The 21,445-nt window shown below is 67.7% G+C and carries 15 protein-coding genes; 14 read left to right on the top strand and 1 reads right to left on the bottom strand.

The genetic code is table 11. The annotated features are described in order from the left end of the window. The first annotated feature begins 6 nt into the window (after positions 1-6). The 7 genes from nagA to ACXAFN_RS01000 all read left to right on the top strand — a co-directional run bounded on the left by nagA (position 7) and on the right by ACXAFN_RS01000 (position 11,879). Positions 7-1,137 carry an N-acetylglucosamine-6-phosphate deacetylase gene (gene nagA / locus ACXAFN_RS01030; RefSeq protein ID WP_474985417.1) on the top strand — a complete coding sequence of 377 codons (1,131 nt, stop codon included), beginning with the start codon at positions 7-9 and terminating at the stop codon, positions 1,135-1,137. Next, positions 1,121-2,131 carry an SIS domain-containing protein gene (locus ACXAFN_RS01025; protein WP_474985416.1) on the top strand — a complete coding sequence of 337 codons (1,011 nt, stop codon included), beginning with the start codon at positions 1,121-1,123 and terminating at the stop codon, positions 2,129-2,131. Before nagA ends, ACXAFN_RS01025 begins: the two co-directional genes overlap by 17 nt. Before the next feature lie 78 nt (positions 2,132-2,209). Continuing rightward, on the top strand, positions 2,210-4,669 hold the full coding sequence (locus ACXAFN_RS01020; RefSeq protein ID WP_474985414.1) for a glucose PTS transporter subunit IIA: 2,460 nt from the start codon (positions 2,210-2,212) through the stop codon (positions 4,667-4,669). Further along, the gene (gene nagE, locus ACXAFN_RS01015) at positions 4,666-6,375 is read left to right on the top strand and encodes an N-acetylglucosamine-specific PTS transporter subunit IIBC (protein WP_474985412.1); all 1,710 of its coding nucleotides are present in this window, start codon (positions 4,666-4,668) and stop codon (positions 6,373-6,375) included. The genes ACXAFN_RS01020 and nagE overlap by 4 nt, the downstream gene beginning before the upstream one ends. A gap of 376 nt (positions 6,376-6,751) precedes the next feature. Further along, entirely contained in the window at positions 6,752-8,176 is a 1,425-nt protein-coding gene (locus ACXAFN_RS01010; RefSeq protein ID WP_474985410.1) for an OprD family outer membrane porin, read from the top strand. An 80-nt stretch (positions 8,177-8,256) separates the two neighbouring features. Beyond that, on the top strand, positions 8,257-10,989 hold the full coding sequence (locus ACXAFN_RS01005; protein ID WP_474985409.1) for a beta-N-acetylhexosaminidase: 2,733 nt from the start codon (positions 8,257-8,259) through the stop codon (positions 10,987-10,989). A gap of 89 nt (positions 10,990-11,078) precedes the next feature. Beyond that, positions 11,079-11,879, top strand: coding sequence for a Cof-type HAD-IIB family hydrolase (locus ACXAFN_RS01000; protein WP_474985407.1), 801 nt, complete (start codon positions 11,079-11,081; stop codon positions 11,877-11,879). Positions 11,880-12,000: 121 nt separating this feature from the next. On the opposite strand, the gene ACXAFN_RS00995 is transcribed toward ACXAFN_RS01000, so the two are convergent. Continuing rightward, positions 12,001-12,936, bottom strand: coding sequence for a LysR substrate-binding domain-containing protein (locus ACXAFN_RS00995; RefSeq protein ID WP_474985405.1), 936 nt, complete (start codon positions 12,934-12,936; stop codon positions 12,001-12,003). Positions 12,937-13,267: 331 nt separating this feature from the next. Here ACXAFN_RS00995 and ACXAFN_RS00990 point away from each other — a divergent pair, with 331 nt between their 5' ends. The 7 genes from ACXAFN_RS00990 to ACXAFN_RS00960 all read left to right on the top strand — a co-directional run bounded on the left by ACXAFN_RS00990 (position 13,268) and on the right by ACXAFN_RS00960 (position 21,381). After that, complete coding sequence (locus tag ACXAFN_RS00990; RefSeq protein ID WP_474985403.1) at positions 13,268-14,131, top strand: nitrilase-related carbon-nitrogen hydrolase; 864 nt, start codon at positions 13,268-13,270, stop codon at positions 14,129-14,131. 59 nt (positions 14,132-14,190) lie between these two features. Beyond that, on the top strand, positions 14,191-14,868 hold the full coding sequence (locus tag ACXAFN_RS00985) for an FMN-binding negative transcriptional regulator (RefSeq protein ID WP_474985401.1): 678 nt from the start codon (positions 14,191-14,193) through the stop codon (positions 14,866-14,868). 223 nt (positions 14,869-15,091) lie between these two features. Further along, entirely contained in the window at positions 15,092-16,432 is a 1,341-nt protein-coding gene (locus tag ACXAFN_RS00980; protein ID WP_474985399.1) for an aminotransferase, read from the top strand. Positions 16,433-16,587: 155 nt separating this feature from the next. Continuing rightward, positions 16,588-17,484, top strand: coding sequence for a glycine betaine ABC transporter substrate-binding protein (locus tag ACXAFN_RS00975; protein WP_474985397.1), 897 nt, complete (start codon positions 16,588-16,590; stop codon positions 17,482-17,484). Positions 17,485-17,516: 32 nt separating this feature from the next. Then, the gene (locus tag ACXAFN_RS00970) at positions 17,517-18,998 is read left to right on the top strand and encodes an aldehyde dehydrogenase family protein (protein ID WP_474985396.1); all 1,482 of its coding nucleotides are present in this window, start codon (positions 17,517-17,519) and stop codon (positions 18,996-18,998) included. 176 nt (positions 18,999-19,174) lie between these two features. Then, positions 19,175-19,900, top strand: a complete 726-nt coding sequence (locus ACXAFN_RS00965) for a response regulator (RefSeq protein WP_474985394.1) — start codon at positions 19,175-19,177, stop codon at positions 19,898-19,900. After that, positions 19,897-21,381 (top strand): sensor histidine kinase, encoded by a 1,485-nt coding sequence (locus tag ACXAFN_RS00960; RefSeq protein ID WP_474985392.1) that lies wholly within the window; start codon positions 19,897-19,899, stop codon positions 21,379-21,381. Before ACXAFN_RS00965 ends, ACXAFN_RS00960 begins: the two co-directional genes overlap by 4 nt. Positions 21,382-21,445 lie beyond the last annotated feature (64 nt).

Below are 21,445 nucleotides of genomic sequence, written 5' to 3'. Positions count from 1 at the left end.
CCCCCCATGCACGAAGGCACCCTCTACGGCAATGTCCTGACCCCCGATGGCTGGCGCCTCGGCGAGCTGCGCTGGCACGACGGGCGCCTCGCCGCGCTGCCAGAGACGCCGGTGGCGCCCGACGACAACGATCTGCCGCGGATCCTGCCCGGTTTCCTCGACCTGCACGTCCACGGCGGCGGCGGGGCGGACGTGATGGAGGGCGGCGCGGCCCTGGCCACCGTGGCGCGCACCCATGCGCGGTTCGGCACCACCGGCCTGCTGGCCACCACCATGACCGCCCCGGACGCCGAGATCCGCCGCGTGCTCGGCGATATCGGCGACTACCTGCGCGACCCGTCGCCGAATGCCGCCGGGGTGCTCGGCGTTCACCTGGAAGGCCCCTACATCAACCCCGGCAAGCTCGGCGCCCAGCCCTCCCATGCGCGCCCCGGCGTGCTCGAGGAGGTCGAGTCATTGTGCCGGCTGGCGCCGATCCGCCTGCTGACCCTGGCCCCGGAGCTGGCCGGCCACCTGACGCTGATCCGCGAGCTCAGCGAGCGCGGCATCCGCGTGCAGCTCGGCCACACCCTGGGCAGCTACGAGGAGGGCGTGGCGGCGCTCGAGCACGGCGCCTGCGGCTTCACCCACCTGTTCAACGCCATGAGCGGGCTGCATCACCGCAAGCCCGGCATGGTCGGGGCGGCCCTGGCCCATGCCGACTACGCCGAGCTGATCCCCGACCTGCTGCACGTGCATCCCGGTGCCATCCGCGCCGCCCTGCGCAGCATTCCCCACCTCTACGCGGTCACCGATTCCACCGCCGCGGCGGGCATGCCCGACGGCGACTACCGGCTCGGCGAGCAGGCGGTGACCAAGTGCCTGGGTGGGGTGCGCCTGGCCGACGGCACCCTGGCCGGCAGCACCCTGACCATGGACCAGGCGCTGCGCAACCTGGTGGGGCTCGGCCTGACGCTGGCCGAGGCCTCGGACCGGCTGTCGCGCTTTCCCGCCGACTTCCTCGGCCGCCAGGACCTGGGGCGCCTGGCCGAGGGCGCCCGGGCCGACCTGGTGGTGCTGGACCCCGAACTCAACCTGCGGGCCGTCCACGTGGCGGGCCGGCCCATCGAAGGAGAACTCCATGTCACTGATGCTTGATGAAGCCCGCAACGCCCCCGAGCGGATCCGCGGCCAGCTGCAACGCAACGCCGAGGTCATGGCCGCGTTGGGTGAACGCCTGCGCGAGGCGGCCCCCGGCAGCGCCCTGACCGTGGCCCGTGGCAGCTCCGACCACGCCGCCGCCTACCTGGGCTACCTGATCATGAAGCATCTGGGCATGCCGGTGGCCTCGCTGCCGCCGTCCCTGGCCGGTGCCCCCTGGCGGCTCTCCGGCCAGCTGGCGGTGGCGATCTCCCAGTCGGGCCAGAGCCCGGATCTGGTCACCGCCCAGCGGGCCCTGGCCGCCGGCGGCGCCCGCACCCTGGCGCTGGTCAACACGCCCGAGTCACCGCTGGGCGAGGCCAGCGACGACGAGGTGGCACTGTTCGCCGGCGAGGAGCTCAGCGTGGCGGCCACCAAGAGCTACCTGGCGACGCTGTCCGCCGGCGCCCAGCTGGTCGGCCACTGGGCCGGCGACGAGACGCTGCTGGCGGCGCTCGAGGCGCTGCCCGAGCGCTTGACCGAGGCGGCCGGGCAGGACTGGTCGCCGGCCATCGAGGCCCTGGTCGGCGTCGAGCGGATGATGGTGATCGGTCGCGGCCCCGGCCTGGCGGTGGCCCAGGAGGCGGCGCTCAAGTTCAAGGAGACCTGTGCCATCCAGGCCGAGCCGTTCAGCGGCGCCGAGGTGCGCCACGGCCCCATGGCGCTGATCGGGGAAGGCTATCCGGTGCTGGTGTTCGCGCCGCCGGGGCCCGAGCAGGCTGGGTTGCTGGAGTTGGCCGAGTGGCTCGAGGGTGTGGGCGCCCGGGTGCTGCTGGCCGCCGATGCGAGCGTCGCCCGGCGCCAGCTGACCCTGACCGATGCCGGCCACGACGACCTGCAGCCGCTGTCGGTGATCCAGAGCTTCTACGCCATGGCCGCCGGACTGGCCGAGGCCCGGGGCAGCGACCCGGACCGTCCCCGGCACCTGCGCAAGGTCACCCGCACCGTCTGACCGACGGCCGAGGGGCCTGCCATCCAGGCCTTTCGCCAACGCCTTTCGCCAAGACAACAACAACCCATGGAGACTTCCATGCCAACCCCATCCCTGATCCTGCAGGCGCCGTGCGACGGCGTACTGCTGACCCTGGACGCGGTGCCGGACCCGGTCTTCGCCGGCCGGGCGCTGGGCGAGGGCATCGCCCTGGACCCGCTCGGCGATACCCTCCATGCGCCCTGCGATGGCGAGGTGGTGCAGTGCGCACGCACCCGCCATGCCGTGACTCTGCGCACCGCCGAGGGCGTCGAGCTGCTGTTGCACCTGGGCCTCGATACCGTCGAACTGAACGGCGAGGGCATCGAGCTCGCGGTCGCCGTCGGCGACCGAGTGGTTGCCGGCCAGCCGCTGTGCCGCTTCGATCCCGATCGGCTCGCCCATCGGGCCAAGGCCCTGATCACCCCGCTGGTGGTCACCGAGCCCGCCGGCCACCGGGTCGAGTCGCTCTCCCGGGCCGCCGGCCACCGCGTGACGCGGGGCGAGTCGCTGCTGGCCCTGACCCCGGCGTCGCCGGAGGCGTCTGCTGCCGTGGCCGACGGCCCGGCCCATCGCCGCGAGCTGGTCCTGGCGCTGGCCGCCGGGCTGCACGCCCGGCCCGCCGCGCGGCTGCGGGGCATCGCCCGGGAACACGGGGCGAGCCTGACGCTGGCCTCGGCGGACGGCGAGGCCGCCGCCGACAGCCTCAGCGCGCTGATGAACCTGGGCGCGGTCGAGGGCACCGCCCTGACACTGACGGCGCGGGGCGAGGGCGCCGAGGCGGCCCTCGACGCCGCCGAGCGGCTCTTGACCACGCCGGAGGCCGCCGAGTCGGCCCCCGCGCCCCAGGCGAGCCTGGCCGAGGCCGCCGACGGCCAGTGTCCCGGCCTGGTGGCGAGCACCGGCCTGGCGATCGGCCCGCTGGTGGCCTACGCCCCGGCGCTGCCCCGGGTGCCGCGAGGCGGCGAGGGCCCATCGGTCGAGGCGCCGCGCCTGACCCGGGCCCTGGAGACGGTGGGCGAGGCCCTCGACGCCGAGCATCGGCGCGCCCGGGCGGCCGGCCAGGAGGCCGAGGCGGAGATCTTCGCCGCCCACCAGGCCTGGCTGGAGGATCCCGACCTGCGCCGGGCGGCAGACGATCATCTCGCCGCGGGCCGCAGCGCCGGTCAGGCCTGGCGCGAGGCACTGGACGCCGAGGCCGAGGCGTCGGCCCCCGAGGTGCCCGCCGGGGCCATCGTGCTCGCCGAGGATCTTACCCCCTCCGAGCTGGTGGCCCTGGCCGAGGCCCGCCCGGCCGGGCTGTGCCTGGCCGGGCTGTGCCTGGCCGCCGGCGGCACCACCTCCCACATGGCGATCCTGGCCCGGGCCCGCGGGATTCCCTGCCTGGTGGCCATGGGTCAGTGCATCGGCGAGCTCGACGGCGAGCGGGCCGTGCTCGATGCCGAGGCCGGGCTGCTCGAGCCCGCGCCGAGTGCCGGGCGCCTGGCGGAGGTCGAGGCGGCCGTCGCCGAGCGCGCCGAACGCGCCGCCCGGGAGCGCGCCGCCGCCCATGAGCCGGCCGTCACCCGCGAAGGTCGCGAGATCGAGGTAGGCGCCAATATCGGCTCCGCCGAGGAGGCGCGGCTGGCCGCCGAGGCCGGCGCCGACGGCATCGGCCTGATGCGCAGCGAGTTCCTGTTCCTCGAACGGTCCGCGGCACCCAGCGAGGCCGACCAGCGCGGCGAGTACCAGGCCGCGGTGGACGCCCTGGGCGGCAAGCCGGTGATCATCCGCACCCTGGACATCGGCGCCGACAAGCAGCTGCCCTACCTGCGCCTGCCCCAGGCGCCCAACCCGGCGCTGGGCCTGCGCGGCTCGCGGCTGTGGGAGACCCATCCCGAGCTGCTCGACGCCCAGCTGCGCGCGCTGCTCGGCGTCACGACCCCGGAGCGGCTGCGCATCATGGTGCCGATGATCGCCGATGCCGGCGAGCTGGCACGGGTGCGCGAGCGCCTCGAGCGTCTCGCCGAGGGGCTGGGCGTGACCCGGCTGCCGGCGCTGGGCGCGATGATCGAGGTGCCGAGCGCGGCGCTGTGTGCCCGGCGTCTCGCCGCCGAGGCCGACTTCCTGTCCATCGGCACCAACGACCTGACCCAGTACACCCTGGCCATGGACCGCGAGGATCCCGGGCTGGCGGCCCGTGCCGACGTGCTGCATCCGGCGGTGCTGACGCTGATCCGCGCCACCGTGGAGGGCGCCGCCGGGCGCTGTCCGGTGGGGGTGTGCGGGGCCGCCGCCGGCGACGACCTGGCCGCGCCGCTGCTGGCGGCGCTGGGCGTCGACGAGCTCTCGGTTGAGCCGGCCCGGGTGCCGGCGATCAAGGCCGCGCTGCGTCGCCTGGATGCCGCGGCCCTGGCCGGGACGATCCCCGAGCTGCTGACCCTCGACGACGCCGCGGCGGTGCGCGAGCGCCTTTCGGCCTGGCTCGCCGCGGATGCCACTCGTACCACAACAACAACCCACGAGAGGATGCCCTCATGAGCACCACCCTCGGTTCCCGTCTCATGGCCGGCCTGCAGCGGCTGGGCCGCTCGCTGATGCTGCCCATCGCCGTGCTGCCGGTGGCCGGCCTGCTGCTGCGCCTGGGCCAGCCGGACCTGCTCGATATCGCCTTCGTTGCCGAGGCCGGCAACGCCATCTTCGCCAACCTGGCGCTGATCTTCGCCATCGGCCTGGCGGTGGGCTTCGCCGACGACAGCAACGGTGCCGCCGGCCTGGCCGGGGTGATCGGCTACCTGGTGCTGGACGCCGTGCTCAAGACCCTCAACCCCGACATCAACATGGGGGTGCTGGCCGGGGTGATCATCGGCAGCGTGGCGGGCCTGCTCTACAACCGCTACAAGGCGATCCAGCTGCCGGACTACCTGGCCTTCTTCGGCGGCCGGCGCTTCGTGCCCATCGCCACCGGACTGGCGGCGGTGGGCCTCGGCATCGTCTTCGGCTGGGCCTGGCCGACCATCCAGGCCGGCATCGATGGCCTGGGCCACTGGCTGATCGAGGCCGGGGAATTCGGCAAGTTCGTCTACGGCGCGCTCAATCGGCTGCTGATCGTCACCGGCCTGCACCACGTGCTCAACAGCTTCGTGTGGTTCGTGTTCGGCAGCTTCGACGGCGCCACCGGCGACCTCAACCGCTTCTTCGCCGGCGATCCCAGCGCCGGGGGCTTCATGGCCGGCTTCTTCCCGGTGATGATGTTCGGCCTGCCGGCGGCGGCGCTGGCCATGTACCACGCCGCGCCGCGCGGCCGTCGCGCCCAGGTGGGCGGCCTGCTGCTGTCGCTGGCGCTGACCGCCTTCCTCACCGGGGTGACCGAGCCCATCGAGTTCACCTTCATGTTCCTGGCGCCGCTGCTGTATGTGTTCCACGCGGTGATGACCGGGGTGTCCATGGCGCTGATGCAGTTTCTCGACGTCAAGCTCGGCTTCACCTTCTCCGCCGGGGCCTTCGACTATGCGCTGTCCTACGGGCTGTCGACCCACGGCTGGCTGATGCTGCCGGTGGGGCTGGCCTATGCCGCGCTCTACTACATGGTGTTTCGCTGGGCCATCGTGCGCTTCGACCTGCCGACGCCGGGCCGCGAGCCCGAGAACGAGGCCGCCGAGGCGGCGCCCGCGGCCGCCGGCGAACGCGGCCCGGCCTTCGTCGCCGCCCTCGGCGGGGCGAACAACCTGCAAAGCGTCGGCGCCTGTACCACCCGGCTGCGCCTTGTACTCGCCGATGCCGAGGCCATCGACGAGCCCGCGCTCAAGTCCCTGGGATCGCGTGGCGTGCTCAAGCTCGGCGGCGGCGGCCTGCAGGTGATCCTCGGCCCGATCGCCGACGGCGTGGCCGACGAGATCCGCGCCGCCGTGGCCGCCGAGGGTGTGGCCGCTCCCCGCGCTGTGTCCCCGGATGACGCCCCGCCGAGCGTCGACGAGGCCGGCATGATGGCCGCGGCCCCTGCACCCGATGCCGAGCGGCTCGATCGCTGGCGCGAGGCGCTCGGCGGCCCGCACAACCTGCGCCGCCTGGAGGCCCTGGCCCATAGCCGGCTGCGCGTCGAACTGGTCGACGAGGCCCGCCTCGACGGCGCGGCTCTGGAGGCCCTGGGCTGTCGGGGCGTCCAGTCGCTGGGGCAGGGCGCCTGGCACCTGGTGGTCGGCGACCAGGCAGGCACCCTGGCCGCTTCCCTGGCGGTGCGCGACTGACCGTCTGCCCGTCGCTCCGCGTTCCTAAGCAATGTTTGAAAACTGTCTGCGCTCGGCTATACCACGTTAAAAATCAGCTCGTGCGCGAGCCCGGTCAAAGTCCTCATTTACACCCCGTAAACTCCGGCTTCTCGCTGCTTTTTTGCCTTGTCTAGCCTTCGCTCGCCGACTTTTCAGACAAAGCCTAGCGGAGCCTTTCTTCGGCGGCCGTGTCCGGCCGCCATCCTTTCGCCTTTCATCCTGCATGGCCCCTCGGGGCCGTGTCGGGTGCCTGCGCGCCAGCACTCGGCGGAGGAGGCCGTCGAGCCGGGCCCGGTCGGGCCCATGACAATCGAGATGTCCTCAAAACAATGCCAACAAAGCCAAGGAGACAACGATGCAGTCGTTTCACCGTCATTGCGCCGTGTCGACGTCGCTCATCGGGAGGTACCGCCGGCGCCGCCTGCTGGTAAGTGCCGTGGCGCTATCACTATGGCCCTCGCTGACACCGGCACTGGCCCAGGTGGAGACCGAAGGCTTCTGGGAAAACGCGAGCCTCGACGCCAACCTCTATTACATCTACCGCGATCGCGACCGTCGCGAGGGCGGCAGGGGCGCCAACGGCGAGGGTCGCCCCGGGCGTTATGCCTCTAACCTCCAGCATTCCACCGCCAACCTGGCACTCGACTTTTCCAGTGGCTTCGCCGGAGGCGTGGTGGGGCTGGATCTGGCGGCCTATGCCGCCTACGACTTCCAGAATCAACACCAGGGCACGGAGTTCAACTTCCGGCCGGCCGATACCCTGTGGGACGAGCGCTGGGATGGCAAGGAGGAGAACGGCGCGAGCCTGTATCGCGCCGCCCTCAAGCTGAAGCTGGGCGACAGCTGGGCGCGAATGGGGTATCTGCAGCCCCAGGGCACCAGCGTCATCGCCCCCAACTGGTCCTATCTGCCGGGCACCTATCGAGGCGCGGAAGTCGGCACCGAGGTCGGCGGTGTGGCGCTGAGCTACTTCTATGCCGATGCCTACAAGGCGCCCTGGTATCGCGATGTCTATGAGTTCCGTCAGCCGGATGATCGAGAGATCGATTACCTGCACTCCCTGGGGGCGTCCTATCGTTTCGATGGCGGCGTGACCCTCGAGGCCGCGATTGGCCAGGCCGACGACTTCATGAACCAGGGCTTCGCCAAGCTGTCCTGGGACACCGAGCTGGCCGGCTCGCCCCTGTCGCTGAGCTATCAGTTCTATGGCGCGAACGATACCCACAGCGACGGCTCGGTGAACGACGTCTATGACGGTACCGCCTGGCAGCAGGCCATGACGGCGAGCTACAGCCGTGGGGCCTTCGATTGGAATCTGGAGTTCTCCTGGGTGCGAGCCCCCGGCTCGCAGGGGTATTTCGTCCCGCGCATGACCACGCCCTATGCCTCGTCCAACGGACGCCTCGATATCTGGTGGGACGCTCGCTCGGACTGGAATCACCACGATGAGAAGGCGATCTATGCCGGCGTCGAATACGCCCTCGATGGCTGGTCGCTGCCGGGCTGGGCCCTGGGTGTGTCCTACGCCTATGGCTGGGGCGCGAAACCCTATGCCGGCTATGTCGATCCGGATCGCCGCTTCAGCGAGCGGGCCTGGAATGTCGATGTGCATTACGTGGTGCAGGACGGCTGGGCCGAAGGAACGCGCTTCCAGCTGCACTACACCGACTACGACAACCGCACCGATTACGCCTCCTGGGGCGGGGGTGGTTTCAAGAACGCCTTTCAGGACGAGCGCGACGTGAAGTTCTTGATCGTGGCGCCGTTCTCCCTGCTGTAACGCCCGACCATACCCGGAGGCGCGCCTCCGGGCATGCCGATGTCTTTTCCATGGCCATCTCATGACAAAAAGGAACCCACATGATGACCACGAACACGACTCGCCCGATGCATGGATTCGTTCGACGCCCCCTCGCCACCGCGCTTGCCCGCCGTCGCTGGCTGATGGTCGGGGCGCTGTCCTTGCTGGCGCTGCCCGGCGTCGGGCAGGCCAAGGCCGAGGGTGACCAGGCCCTGGCCGAGCGCCTGGCCGAGCAACTCGAGGTCGATTATCGCATCAACGCCAACCATGCCTCCGTGCACGGTGTCGATTGCCAGTCGCTGGGCGCCGATTTTGCTTCCTGCTTTACTGCCACCATCGGCCTGACCAATCGCGGCGGCGCCATCGAGCGCGAGGACTGGGCGATCTATTTTCCCAGCATCCGCCGACTGCTGCGCGTCGACAGCGATCGGGTCGATATCGAGCACCTGACCGGCGACCTCAACCGGCTCGAGCCCGCTGCCGGGTTCGACGGCCTGGCGGCGGGAGAGCGTCTCGAGATTCCGGTGGTCGGGGAGTACTGGCAGCTGTTCATGACCGATGTCATGCCCCGCTGGTATGTTGCGGTGGGGGACGTCACCGCCACCCTCGACAGCACGGCGACGGAGAGCATCGGGGACTTCGTGGCGCCGATTACCGGCGAGCGAATCAAGCGCACCCCCGAGGATGCCAATGTGGTGATGAACGCGGCGACACGCTTCGAGCGCAACGCCGCGGCCAGTCTCATGCCGGAGGCGGCGTTGCGCGGTGGGATCGTGCCCTCGCCGCGCCGTCTCGAGGTCGGCGCGGCCGAGGCCGACCTCTCCGCCGGTGTCGCGCTCGAGGCACCCGCCATGTCGACGGCCAGCCGTTCGGCCTTGGCGTCGTACTTCTCTCGACGCGACATCGCGCTGCGCGAGGACGGAGGCTGGCCGATCGAGGTGCGGCTGGCCCCGGACGACTTCGAGGGTGAACTGGCGCGGGAGGGCGCCTATCGGCTCAGCTCCGATGCCGAGGGGGCGAGTATCACCGCCTTCGATGCCGCTGGCGCCTTCTACGGCGTGCAGTCGCTGCTGGGGGCCCTGGACGGCGACGGCCACCTACCGGCATTGGAGATCGAGGATGCGCCGCGCTTCGACTATCGCGGCATGATGCTGGACGTGGCGCGCAACATGAAGGACAAGGCCTCGGTGCTGCGGCTGCTCGATCGGATGGCGGCCTACAAGCTCAACCGTTTCCATTTCCACTTGAGCGACGACGAAGGGTGGCGGCTGGAAATCCCGGGCCTGCCCGAGCTGACTGAGGTGGGCGGTGAGCGGTGTCACGATCTGGACGAGAACGATTGCCTGCTGCCCCAACTCGGCTCCGGGCCGACCCGCGCGACCCATGGCAGCGGCCACTTCAGTCGCGAGGATTACCTCGAGATCCTGCGCTATGCCAAGGCGCGCCACATCGAGGTGATTCCCGAGATCGACATGCCGGCCCATGCCCGAGCGGCGGTGGTGGCCATGGAGGCGCGCTACCGTCGGCTGATGGCCGACGGCGACGAGGAGGCGGCCAACGAGTATCGCTTGCTGGACCCGGAAGACACCTCGAAGACGCTCTCGGTGCAGCTCTACGACCGGCAGAGTTACCTCAACCCCTGTCGCGATGCCTCGCTGCGCTTCGTCGACAAGGTGATCGGCGAGGTGGCGGCGATGCATCGCGAGGCGGGGCTGGCGCTGCGTACCTGGCACTATGGCGGCGACGAGGCCAAGAACATCCTGCTGGGCAATGGCTTTCAGGATGTCGATGCCGCCGAGCCGGTGGACTGGAAAGGCACCATCGACCAGCGCGGCGAGGATCACCCCTGGGAGGCGTCGCCGGCCTGTCAGCGCCTGGTGGAAGAAGGCGAGGTGGAATCGGTCGAGCAGCTGCCGAGCCATTTCGCCCGCCACGTCAATGAGCTGGTCGCCGAGCACGGCATCGAGGGCATGTCGGCCTGGCAGGACGGCCTCAAGGATGTGGCCCATGCCGACGACTTCGCGACCGAGCGTGTCGCGGTGAACTTCTGGGAGACCCTCTACTGGGGAGGCAGCGAATCGGCCGTCGACTGGCAGCAGCGCGGCTACGACGTGGTGCTCTCCAATCCGGATTACCTCTATTTCGACATGCCCTACGAGGTCAATCCCCACGAGCGGGGGTACTACTGGGCGACGCGCTTCACCGATACCCGCAAGGTGTTCTCGTTCTCCGCCGCGAGCCTGGCGCAGAATGCCGAGACCTCCCGGGATCGCGATGGCAAGGCCTTCGCCGCCGAGAGCCAGCCGGCCTGGGAGGGCGCCCACGGGCTTTCCGGCCAGGCCTGGAGCGAGACGGTGCGCACCGAGGAGCAGATGGAGTCGATGGTCTTTCCCCGGCTGCTGGGGCTGGCCGAGCGAGCCTGGCATCGCGCCGACTGGGAGCTCGATCCGGTGGCGGGACGCACCTACGAGGGCGGTGTCACCGAGCATGTCGATCGACCGGCCCTGATGAGCGATTGGCGGCGCTTCGCCAATCTACTGGGGCAGCGAGAACTGCCGAGGCTCGAGGCGGCGGGTATCGCCTATCGACTGCCGCTGCCCGGCGGCAGGGTCGAGGAGGGGCGGCTGGCCGCCAACGTGGCCCTGCCCGGTGTCGTCCTCGAGGTCTCGCTGGATGGCGGCGAGACCTGGAGAGCCTACGATGACGCGGCGAGGCCCGAGGTCCACGGCGACGTCCTGCTGCGCACCGTCAGCCGCGACGGTCAGCGTCACAGCCGTGCCGTGTCGCTCTAGCCCCATGGCCCGTCGCGCCGTTCCCCCGGGCGGCATGCGGTGCGACGGGCTGCTAGACTGGCCGCCCATTCATCGAGTGAGGACAACGCATGACGACCCATCTGATCGTCACGGACCTCGACGGTACCCTGCTCGGCGCCGACCATGCCCTGACGGACGTGACGGTCGATACCTTCCGCGCCCTGGCGGCCCAGGGGCATCACCTTGCCCTGGCCTCGGGGCGTCACCATCGCGACATCCTGGCGTTCCGCGACCGCCTCGGCGTGGACGCCCACATCATCAGCACCAACGGCGCCTATACCCACGGCCCCGACGACGGCCTGCTCGAGGCTCGCCACCTGCCGGCCGAGCTGGCCCGCGAGCTGATCGAGCTGCCGCGCCCCGCCGAGGTGCGCTTGAACCTCTATCATGATGACGAATGGGTGATCGATGCCGAAGCCCCGGGGCTACTCGCCCTGCACGCCCACACCGGCTTCGGCTATCGGGTGGAGGCGGCGGAGCGGCTCTCGTCCGACGGCGTCGGCAAGGTGCTCTACATCGGCGAGCCGGCGCATCTCGCCGAGCTCGAGCGGGAAGTGCGCCGGCGCGCCGGCGAACGCCTGCACGTGACGTATTCCATGAGTAACTCGCTGGAGATCATGGCCGGGGGCGTCAACAAGGGTACCGCGCTGGCGGCGCTGCTGGCACGGCTCGGCCTGCCGGCGGAGCGCTGCCTGGCCTTCGGCGACAACCTCAACGACGCCGAGATGCTGGCGCTGGCCGGCGAGGCCCACATCATGGCCAACGGCCACCCCGAGCTGGCGGCGACGCTGCCCGGGGCGCGGCGCATCGGCCACCATGATGACTCGGCGGTGGCCGGGGCCCTACGCGAACGCTTCGCGTTGGCGTGATGGCCGAGCCGATTCTCCCGGCATCCAAGGCGTTGATGGGTAGCCTGGTTGACTGCCGGCGTTTGGCTCGCCGATCGTCGAAGGCGCATCGGGTTCGTCTTCCCCGGTGCATCATCCGCGGTCATCGGGAGACCCCATCCGGCCAGAGATTCCGCCAGTATTCCGTGATCCACTGTCGATGTTCCCTGGCTTCTCCGACCAGCCATTCACGCAGCAGGGTGGCTTCCTGGTCACGGCCTCCTCGCCGCCAGAGAAAGTAATAGGACACCGGCGAAGGGATGGACAGGCGGAAGGGAATGGTGAGACGACCCTCCTCCAGATACTGGCGAGAGCTGACCTCATCGCCAACGGTAATGCCGTCGCCTCGCTGGGCGCTTTCCAGACACAGGCTTGTCTGGTTGTACACGGGGCCCGCCATCCAGTTCAGGTTGGGCATGTCCATCTGCAAGGCCACGTGCTGCCACCATTCCGTGCTGCGGTCGTGTATCAGTCGCACGTCGTGAAGCGTGGAAGGGTCGTGGCGCAGGCGTTTCGCCAACTCGGGCGTGCAGACGGGAAAGGCGGAGTTGGTAAACAGTGGCTCCGACTCGCAGTCGGTCCACCAGCCTCGCCCCCAAAGGATGGCACAGTCGGCGGATTCATCGTCGAGCTCCATCGGATCGATTCGTGTCTGCACCGAGATGGGGGTGTCCGGCATCAATCGCTCGAAGGAGGCCAGCCTGGGCATCAACCAGAGTTGTGCCAGATCGGATTCGACGATGATCTTCAGCGGACGCCGATGCGGTGTCTCGGAGAGCACATCCTCCAGCGCGACATGCATGCGATCCAGGGCGTCGGTCACGCGTGGTGCCAGGCGCTTGCCGTGCCAGGTCAGGGAAACGCTGCGTGGGCTTCGCTCGAAGAGACTCAACCCGAGCTGCTCCTCGAGTCGTGAAATCTGCTTGCTGATGGCCGGTTGGGTGAGGGAGAGCTCCTCTGCCGCCTGGGCGAAGCTTTCGTGGCGTGCGGCGGCCTCGAAGGCTCTTAGTGCCGAGAAGGGCAGGTGCGAACGTTTCATGAGTGTCGTGTGGGCCTGTTGGGTGGCTCGTGGAAAGGGGGTTTCCATCACCGGCGGCCCTGGACGGCCATCGAGTGGAGAGCGCCCCGAGGCGCTCGGTGATGCCATGACCGTCGGCCTGGCGACAGCGGATATCGCGCTGCCAGGCCTCCCATTATGATCGCTAGCTCCCGTCAAGGCTAACTCCAGGTTTGCCTAAAGGTATCGAATAAGTCATTTCACGCACTCTCTTGGCCATGCCAAGCTGTCCGTCATTCGCAGAACGCCAGCCGAGCATGGCCTCAGGCCATGCTCGTCGGCAACGACGTCAGACAACCAAGGAGACTCGTTCATGAAAGTGACCATTGCCGCGACACAGATGTCGTGCACTTGGGATCGCGAGGCGAACCTGGAGAAGGCCGGTGGGCTGATTCGCGAGGCCGCCGCCGCCGGGGCAAATATCATCCTGCCGCAGGAAATGTTCTCGATGCATTTCTTCGGCTTCATGGACTGGAAGCCCGAATACTTTGCCTATGCCGAGACCATCGAAGACAGCGTGACGCTGCAGTACATGCGCAAGCTGGCCAAGGAGCTCGGGGTCGTCATCCCGGTCAACTTCTTCGAGCGCGCCAACCACGTCTACTACAACACCCTGATGATCATCGATGCCAATGGCGAGGACATGGGCATCTACCGCAAGACCCATATGCCGGCGGGGCCTCCCGGCTGCTACGAGAAGATCTACACCAGCCCTGGCAATACGGGGTTCAAGGCCTGGAAGACTCCCCATGGCACCTTCGGCGCAGGTATCTGCTGGGATCAGTGGTTCCCCGAGTCGGCACGCGCCATGTGCGTGCAGGGAGCCGAGATGCTTTTCTATCCCACGGGGATCGGCACCGACTGCCACGATCACTGGCAACGCGTGATGCAGGGACACGCGGCCGCCAATCTCGCCCCACTGGTCGTCGCCAACCGTGTGGGACGTGAGACCGGTGATCTGGGAACCACCGACTTCTGGGGCCGGAGCTTCATCGCGGGCCCCACCGGCGAAATCGTGGCCGAAGCCGACGATCATAGCGACACCTTCATCGCCGCGACCTTCGATCTGGACGAGATCCGGCAGATGCGGGCGAACTGGGGCGTGTTCCGCGATCGTCGCCCGGAGACCTATGGGCCGCTGATGACCATGGATGGCACGAACCCCATGGGGACATAGCAGGGTGTCCGCCCCGGTGGGGGCGGCCTTCAGGATCCGCCGCCACTCGAGGGTGCCTCATGCGTATACCGCCATCGTTCATGGAGCAGCGCCCCGGACCGCTGTGGCGTTTCATCGACAATCGAGGTCTGGGAACGCTGATCCATGCCAGTGATGAGGGCGTCGAAATCTCTCATGTTCCGATTCTTCGTGAGCATGACCTCGGTGCCGAAGACAGCCGCCATTTGAAAGGTGCGATGCTGGTCACTCATGTCGCCAGGTCCAATCCGCTGGTTCGTCGGCTGGAAGAAAGCGCGAGACTGACCGTCTCGTTCCTCGGCCCCAATAGTTACATCTCGGGAGACTGGAACGGGAAGAGTCCCACGGTGCCGACCTGGGACTACATGGCCGTCACGCTGCATGGGCGAGCCCGAGTCTTCCATGACAAGGAGCGAGTGCTTGGCGTGCTGGATCGAACCGCCGAGGTCCATGAGCCTCGTGTTGGTGGTTCATGGTGTCGGAGTGAGGATGCCTTGCAGCTCTCCGACGGTCTATTGGCCGGCATCGTAGGCATCGAGTTCACGATCGATAGCGTCGAAGGGATGTTCAAGCTTCACCAGAATGCCCCCCGGGAAGATGCCGAGAGGGTCGTGGCTTCATTGCAAGGCAGGGCGGATGATGCCTCCCTCCTGCTGGCGGGATCGATGCAGGCCTATTTACAGGAACGGTGTTCAAACGGCGATCTCGAACAAAACTGAACGGGCGGCGAGGAAGTGTTCAAGCAAGAGAAAAGCTTGCGTCATCAACTCCTCGCTTGATTGTCTATCGTATCGATGATGGGCGTGATTGCTCTGGTTCCATGTTATGACGTCTTTCTTGAAAGATTGTCTCGATACTCTGTGCCCGAATTTTATTTGTCTTTCCGGTCATGGGTAGCCCAGGGCCGATATCCCTTAGAGGATTCCATCGAGGAGTCAGTGTATGTCTAATTCAGGAAAGCATCAGGCTCAGGTTCTCCCCTTCAATGATCCTCGCCATACCGAGGATGTCACTCCCAAGATCATGGTCGAGGGGGAGGGGTGTCATGTCTACGATGAGGCAGGCAACAAGTACCTGGAGATGATGAGTGGGCTCTGGTGTGCGGGCCTCGGCTTCAGCAACACGGCTATCACCGATGCCGTCAAGCAGCAGATGGACACCCTGCCCTTCTATCATGGCTTCCTGGGCAAGGCATCGATCACCTCCCTGGAGCTGGCCGACCGCATCGCCGCGGTGACGCCGCAGCATCTGAACAAGGTACTGTTCTCGAACTCGGGGTCGGAAGCGATCGATACGGCGGTCAAGCTCTTGGCGTATTTCAATAATGCCAAGGGGCGACCCAACAAGAAGAAAATCATCGTGCGAGAAGGGGCCTATCATGGTTCGGGTGTATTGAGTGGCGCCCTGACCGCCATGGACTACTGTCACCATGGGTTCGATCTCTCACGGGATCGTATCCTGCACACGGGCAGCCCGAACTATTATCGTTGTGCCGATGAGGGTGAAACCGAGGAAGCGTTCGCGAAACGAAGAGCGCTGGAGTTGGATCGGCTGATCGAGTCGGAAGGCCCGGAGAATATCGCTGCCTTCTTCGGTGAACCGGTTCAGGCGTCCGGTGGAGTGGTCATTCCGCCGAGCCAATACTGGGTGGAGGTTCAGCGGGTCCTCAAGAAGCACGACATCCTTCTGGTCGCCGACGAGGTGGTCTGTGGCTTCCATCGTACGGGCGCGCCCTTCGGCTCCGATCGGTTCGACATGCGGCCTGATATCATGATCCTGGCCAAGCAGCTGTCTGCTGGCTTCGCTCCCATTTCCGCCACCGTAGTGACCCAGGACTTCTATGAGGTGATCGCCGATGAGGCCCATCGCTACGGTATCCTGGGGTGTGGTTTCACCTATAGTGGCCATCCGGTATCGGCGGCGGCTTCTCTTGCCACTCTGGATGAGTACGAGCGTCTCGGCTTTCCCGACAGGGTGATGGAGCTCGAGCCGGTCCTCGCCAGGGCGCTGGCCAAGGTTGCCGACCACAAGGGTGTCGGTAACGTTCGCAGCGTAGGTTTGCTGGGGGGCGTGGAGCTCGACGATGACTATTGTCGCCAGCACCTTGGTATGTCGGCCGCCGCGTGTGCAAGGGAAGTGGTGAAAGTGGCCGAACACAACGGTGTCATCCTGCGCCCCGCCGAGAATGTGGTTGCCTTGTGTCCGCCCATGATCGTGCAGGAAGAGCAGATCGAGGAAACGCTTCGCGTGCTGAAGATGGCCTTGAAAGAGGTCATTCGCTGATGTTCCCGGTGATGATGAAACAGCATGGCGTGATGCATCACGCCATGCGGGATATCGGGAGAGTGACGGGGCTGGAGGCTGTGCTTTAATGGTTTCTTCTCTTGATGTCTCAGGTTAGTGATTGTTCTGGCTGATAAAACTGAAAGGTAGGCATAATGACAAAGTGTAATTCTTTCTTCCTTCTGGCTCTTTCGGTGGCATTCTTTTCGGGGACTTCCCAGGCGGATGATGAGAAAGGGGAGCTCACCGTGGCCGGCAAGGGATATACCGAGCAACTGCTTGTTTCGGCGATTACCAGCGATGTTCTGAGAGAGCATGGCTATGAAGTGAGCAATAGCGACAATTTGCAGAGCTCCATGCTGAGAATGGCCCAGGAGAATGGCGAGGTCGATATCTACTGGGAATACACCGGTACTTCGCTGGCCGTTTACAATGACATGGAGACGGATGGCCTGACCCGGGAGGAGACGATTCAGGCTGTGCGTGAGGCCGATAGAGAAATCGGGCTCGAGTGGTTGAAGTGCTCCGATGTCAATAATACCTGGTCCGTGGCGGTCAAGGGTGGCAGGGAGTTGACCAATGAGTATCAGACCATCAGCGATCTGGCCGAGGCGTATCGTCAAGGAGAAAGTCTGCGTCTCGCGGCGACATCGGAGTCGGCCAATCGTTCCGATGGCCTCAAGGGCATGGAGCGAGCCTACGACTTTCGTGTGCCGCGACCGGAGAAGGTTCTCATGGCGGTTGGCCTCTACAGCACGGCGCTGAAGAACGAGCAGGTCGATGTGGCCATGATCACCTCCACGGACGGTCGCATCAGCGCCTTCGATCTTCGTCTCCTGGAGGATGACAAGCGGTTCTTCCCCGACTACTCGATGTGCCCCGTCGTGCGTCAGGAGACACTGCAGGAGCACCCGGAAGTGAGAGGCATCCTCGAGGAGATTTCCGACAAGCTCGATACCGCCGTGATGCGTCGCCTGAATGAGCGTGTCGACGTCGACAAGGTGTCCATTCCCATGGTGGCTCAAGAGTTTATCGAGGAAAGTGGGCTTTAATGGTTTTCACAGCGAATCAAGGGGAGAGCGCCGTGACCACAGCGAACGACAGGGTGGGGAGGGCGCGGCCCCAGGCCGGCGCCCCCTGGAAGAGTTTCATCGCCGGGCAGTGGGTCGATGGCTCGCAGCACATCGCGGTAGAAGACCCGGGAACCGGGGAAACCTTCGCCGAGGTGATGCTGGCAGGGCCCGGTGACGTCGATGATGCGGTGCGTGCGGCCGCCGAGTGTCATCGCTCGCGCCGCCTGACGGGGCTGCGCCCCGCCCAGCGCCTGGAGCTGATGTTTCGGGTCGCTCGCGAGATACGCGACTTGACCGATGAGGGCGCCGAGTTGCTGTGCCGGGAGTCGGGCAAGCCGTTGAAGGACGCGCGAGGCGAATTCGAGGAGGCGGCGCGCTACTTCGAATACTACGGTGGCATGGCCGACAAGCTGGAGGGACGTTCGATCCCCCTTGGCGATGGTTACGTCGACTGGACACAGCGTGAGCCCCTCGGGGTTTCGGCCCAGGTCGTACCCTGGAACTTCCCGGTGGGTATCGCCGCGCGCTCTCTGTCCGCGGCCCTGGCCACCGGCAATTCGGTGGTGATCAAGACGCCGGAGCTTGCGCCCCTCGCGGTGTTGCTGCTCGGCGTGGCCTGCGAGCGCGCCGGGGTACCGGCGGGCGCGGTCAATATCCTCACGGGCTGGGGGAGTGAGGCCGGGGCGGCGCTGGTGTCCCATCCCGAGGTCGATCAAATCGTGTTTACCGGTTCCGTACCCACGGGGCGCTCGATTCTGCATGCGGCGGCGGAGCGCGTGATTCCCAGTGTGATGGAACTCGGCGGCAAGTCGGCGGCGGTCGTTCACGACGACGCCGATCTCGACAGGGTGATCGAGAGCGTACGTGGCGGCATCTTCTTCAATGCCGGCCAGGTCTGCTCCGCGCTGTCGCGCTTGCTGGTCCACGAGTCGATCCATGATGTGCTGGTCGAGCGTGTGGTGGCCCTGGCCGAGGAACTTCGCGTGGGGCATGGGCTGGAAAACCCCGATCTCACGCCATTGATCTCGGCGGCTCAGCGTGAGCGGGTCGAGGCGCTGTGCCGTGGCGCGGTCGTGGAAGGTGCGACCCTGGCGACCGGCGGGGCGGCGTTACCGCGCCCGGGTTACTTCATGGCGCCCACGGTGTTCACGGACGTGAAGCCGGAGATGGCCATCGCCCAGGAAGAGGTCTTCGGCCCGGTGCTGTCGGTGCTCAAGTTTTCCTCGACGGAGGAGGCGATCCAAATGGCCAACGGCACCGACTACGGCCTGGTGGCCGGGGTGTTTACCCGTGACCTCGACCGGGCCATGGCGACGGCGACTCGCCTGCAGGCGGGGCAGGTGTTCGTCAACGAGTGGTTTGCCGGCGGCATCGAGACACCATTCGGTGGCCAGCGACGCTCGGGGTACGGGCGGGAAAAGGGCCTTGAAGCCCTCGATAATTACCTGCAAACCAAGAACATTGCGGTGAGTCTCGGCGGCGGCCACAGCTGACGACCGAATGCCCCGGTCGCCATTTCCCATGTGCCCGGTGGCATTGTCGACTCCCGCCCAGGGGGTATCGCTCTCGGTGGCATGAGACACCGAGAGCGATCTTGGGAGCAATGAGCTCGGGCGCTGCCACCTTGGTGGTATCGCCCGGGGCCGGTGCCGGGGGTAAGGTGTTCGGCATGACAACCCCCGCCGCTACCCTGATCGTGGTCGACGACGACCCGGAGATTCGCGACCTGCTGGCCGACTACCTGGGGCGCCACGGCTATCGCGCCCTGGTGGCGGCGGATGCCGTGGCGCTGCGCGACTTGCTCGCCACCGAGCGTCCCGACCTGCTGATCGTCGACCTGATGCTGCCCGGCGACGACGGCTTCGCGATCTGCCGCGAGGTGCGCCGCGACGGCGAACTGCCGATCATCATGCTCACCGCCAGCCCCGACGAGACCGACCGCATCCTCGGCCTCGAACTCGGCGCCGACGACTACCTGGGCAAGCCCTTCAATCCCCGCGAGCTGCTGGCTCGGGTCAAGGCGGTGCTGCGCCGCTGCCGGCCCCGGGAGCCGGCGATCGCCCCGGCGCGGGCCCGGGTGGTGGCCTTCGGCGACTGGCGGCTGGATCGCGTGACCCGTGAGCTGATCGGCGCCGACGGCGCGCGCAGCGCGCTCTCCGGCGCCGATTTCACGCTGTTGCAGGCCTTCCTCGACCATGCCGAGCAGGTGCTGTCTCGCGACGCCCTGTTCGACCTGACCCGCGGGCGACCGGCGCCGCCGCTGGATCGCTCCATCGACGTGCATGTCTGCCGGCTGCGCCAGCGGCTGGGCGAGGACGCCCAGCATTCGGCGCTGATTCGCACCGTGCGCGGTGCGGGCTACGTGCTGGCGGCCCGGGTGGACGTGATCGCGTGAGCCGCGGCGCCTGGCGACGCGGCCGCCGCCGCCTGGCGCGCTGGCTGCCGCGCACCCTGCGCGGCCGTTTCCTGCTGATCATGCTGGTCGGGGTGCTCGGCGCCCAGCTCGCCAGCTACGCCATCTGGACGGCCCAGGTACGCGACGGCCGGCTCGCCCGGCTCGACGAGCTGTCCCGCGACATCGCCTACAGCGTGGCCTCCACGGTGCGCTTCTTCCGCTCGCTGCCCTACGGCTACCGCCATATCGTGCTCGACCAGCTGCGCGACATGGGCGGCACGCGCTTCTTCGTCAGCGTCAACGATCACCGCATCGGCGTGGCCGATGTCGGTGCCGGACCCGAGGCGCGGCTGGTGAGCGACAACTTTCGCGACGTGCTGCGCGCCGAGCTCGGCGCCACCGAGGCGGTGGTGAGCTTCTCCCGGCCCGACACCCTGCGGCTGCTCAACAACGAGGTGCCGCTGCGCGACCTGCCGCCGCGCTGGGGCCAACACAGCCTGCTGACGGCGCCGCCGTCGCAGCCGATCCTGGTGGTGCAGCTGCCCCTGGAGGACGCCCAGTGGCTCTACGTGGCGACCCTCTTGCCGGTACCGGAGGGCCTGGACGCGCGCCACTGGCTGTCCGCGGATCGCCTGTTCGTGCTGCTGGTGGTGCTGCTCACCGTGATCGGCCTGTCGTGGCTGGGGATCCGCAGCGCCACGCGGACCCTGGCACGGCTGGCCCGGGCGGCGCGGCGCCTCGGCGACGACCTGGACGCACCGCCGCTCGGCGAGGGTGGCCCGCGGGAGGTCGCGGCCTCGGCGGTGGCCTTCAATCGCATGCAGCGCCGCATCCGCCATCAGCTGGAGGAGCGCGAGCGACTGTTCTCGGCGATCTCCCACGACCTCAAGACCCCCATCACGCGGCTGCGCCTGCGCGCCGAGATGCTCGACGACGAGGCGCAGCGCGAACGCTTCTGCGCCTCCCTCGACGAGCTCGACCGGCTGGTGCGGGGCGCCCTGGATTCGGTCAAGGGGCTCGACATGCACGAGGCGGTCGAAATCGTCGAGCCGCGGGCCCTGCTCGAGGCGCTGGCCGACGAGTTGCGCCTGCAGGGCGGCGAGGTGACCATCGAAGGCGGGGCGTCGCCGCTGGCGGCCAAGCCACTGGCCCTCAAGCGCTGCCTGGCCAACCTGCTGGAGAATGCCGTCTTCTACGGCCGGCGGGCCGAGGTGACGCTGGCGGACGACGAGCGGACCCTGCGCCTCGACATTCGCGACCATGGGCCGGGGATTCCGGCGGCCCAGCGTGAACGGGTCTTCGAGCCCTTCGTGCGGCTCGAACCCTCCCGTAGCCGGCATACCGGCGGCAACGGCCTGGGGCTGGGCATCGCCCGGCACATCCTCGAGGCCCACGGCGGTCGGCTGCATCTCGACGACCCGCCCGGCGGCGGGCTGCTGGTGCGGCTCGTGCTGCCGCGCCCCGGGCCGCTGGCCCCGTAATACTTCGCAGCACTCGGAAACACGGCATCCCCCTCGGCCCGCGCTAGGCTGGATGTCGCATTCA

This window comes from Halomonas sp. ABH4_019, assembly GCF_056159885.1.
This window is presented reverse-complemented; position numbering and strand designations above follow the sequence as displayed.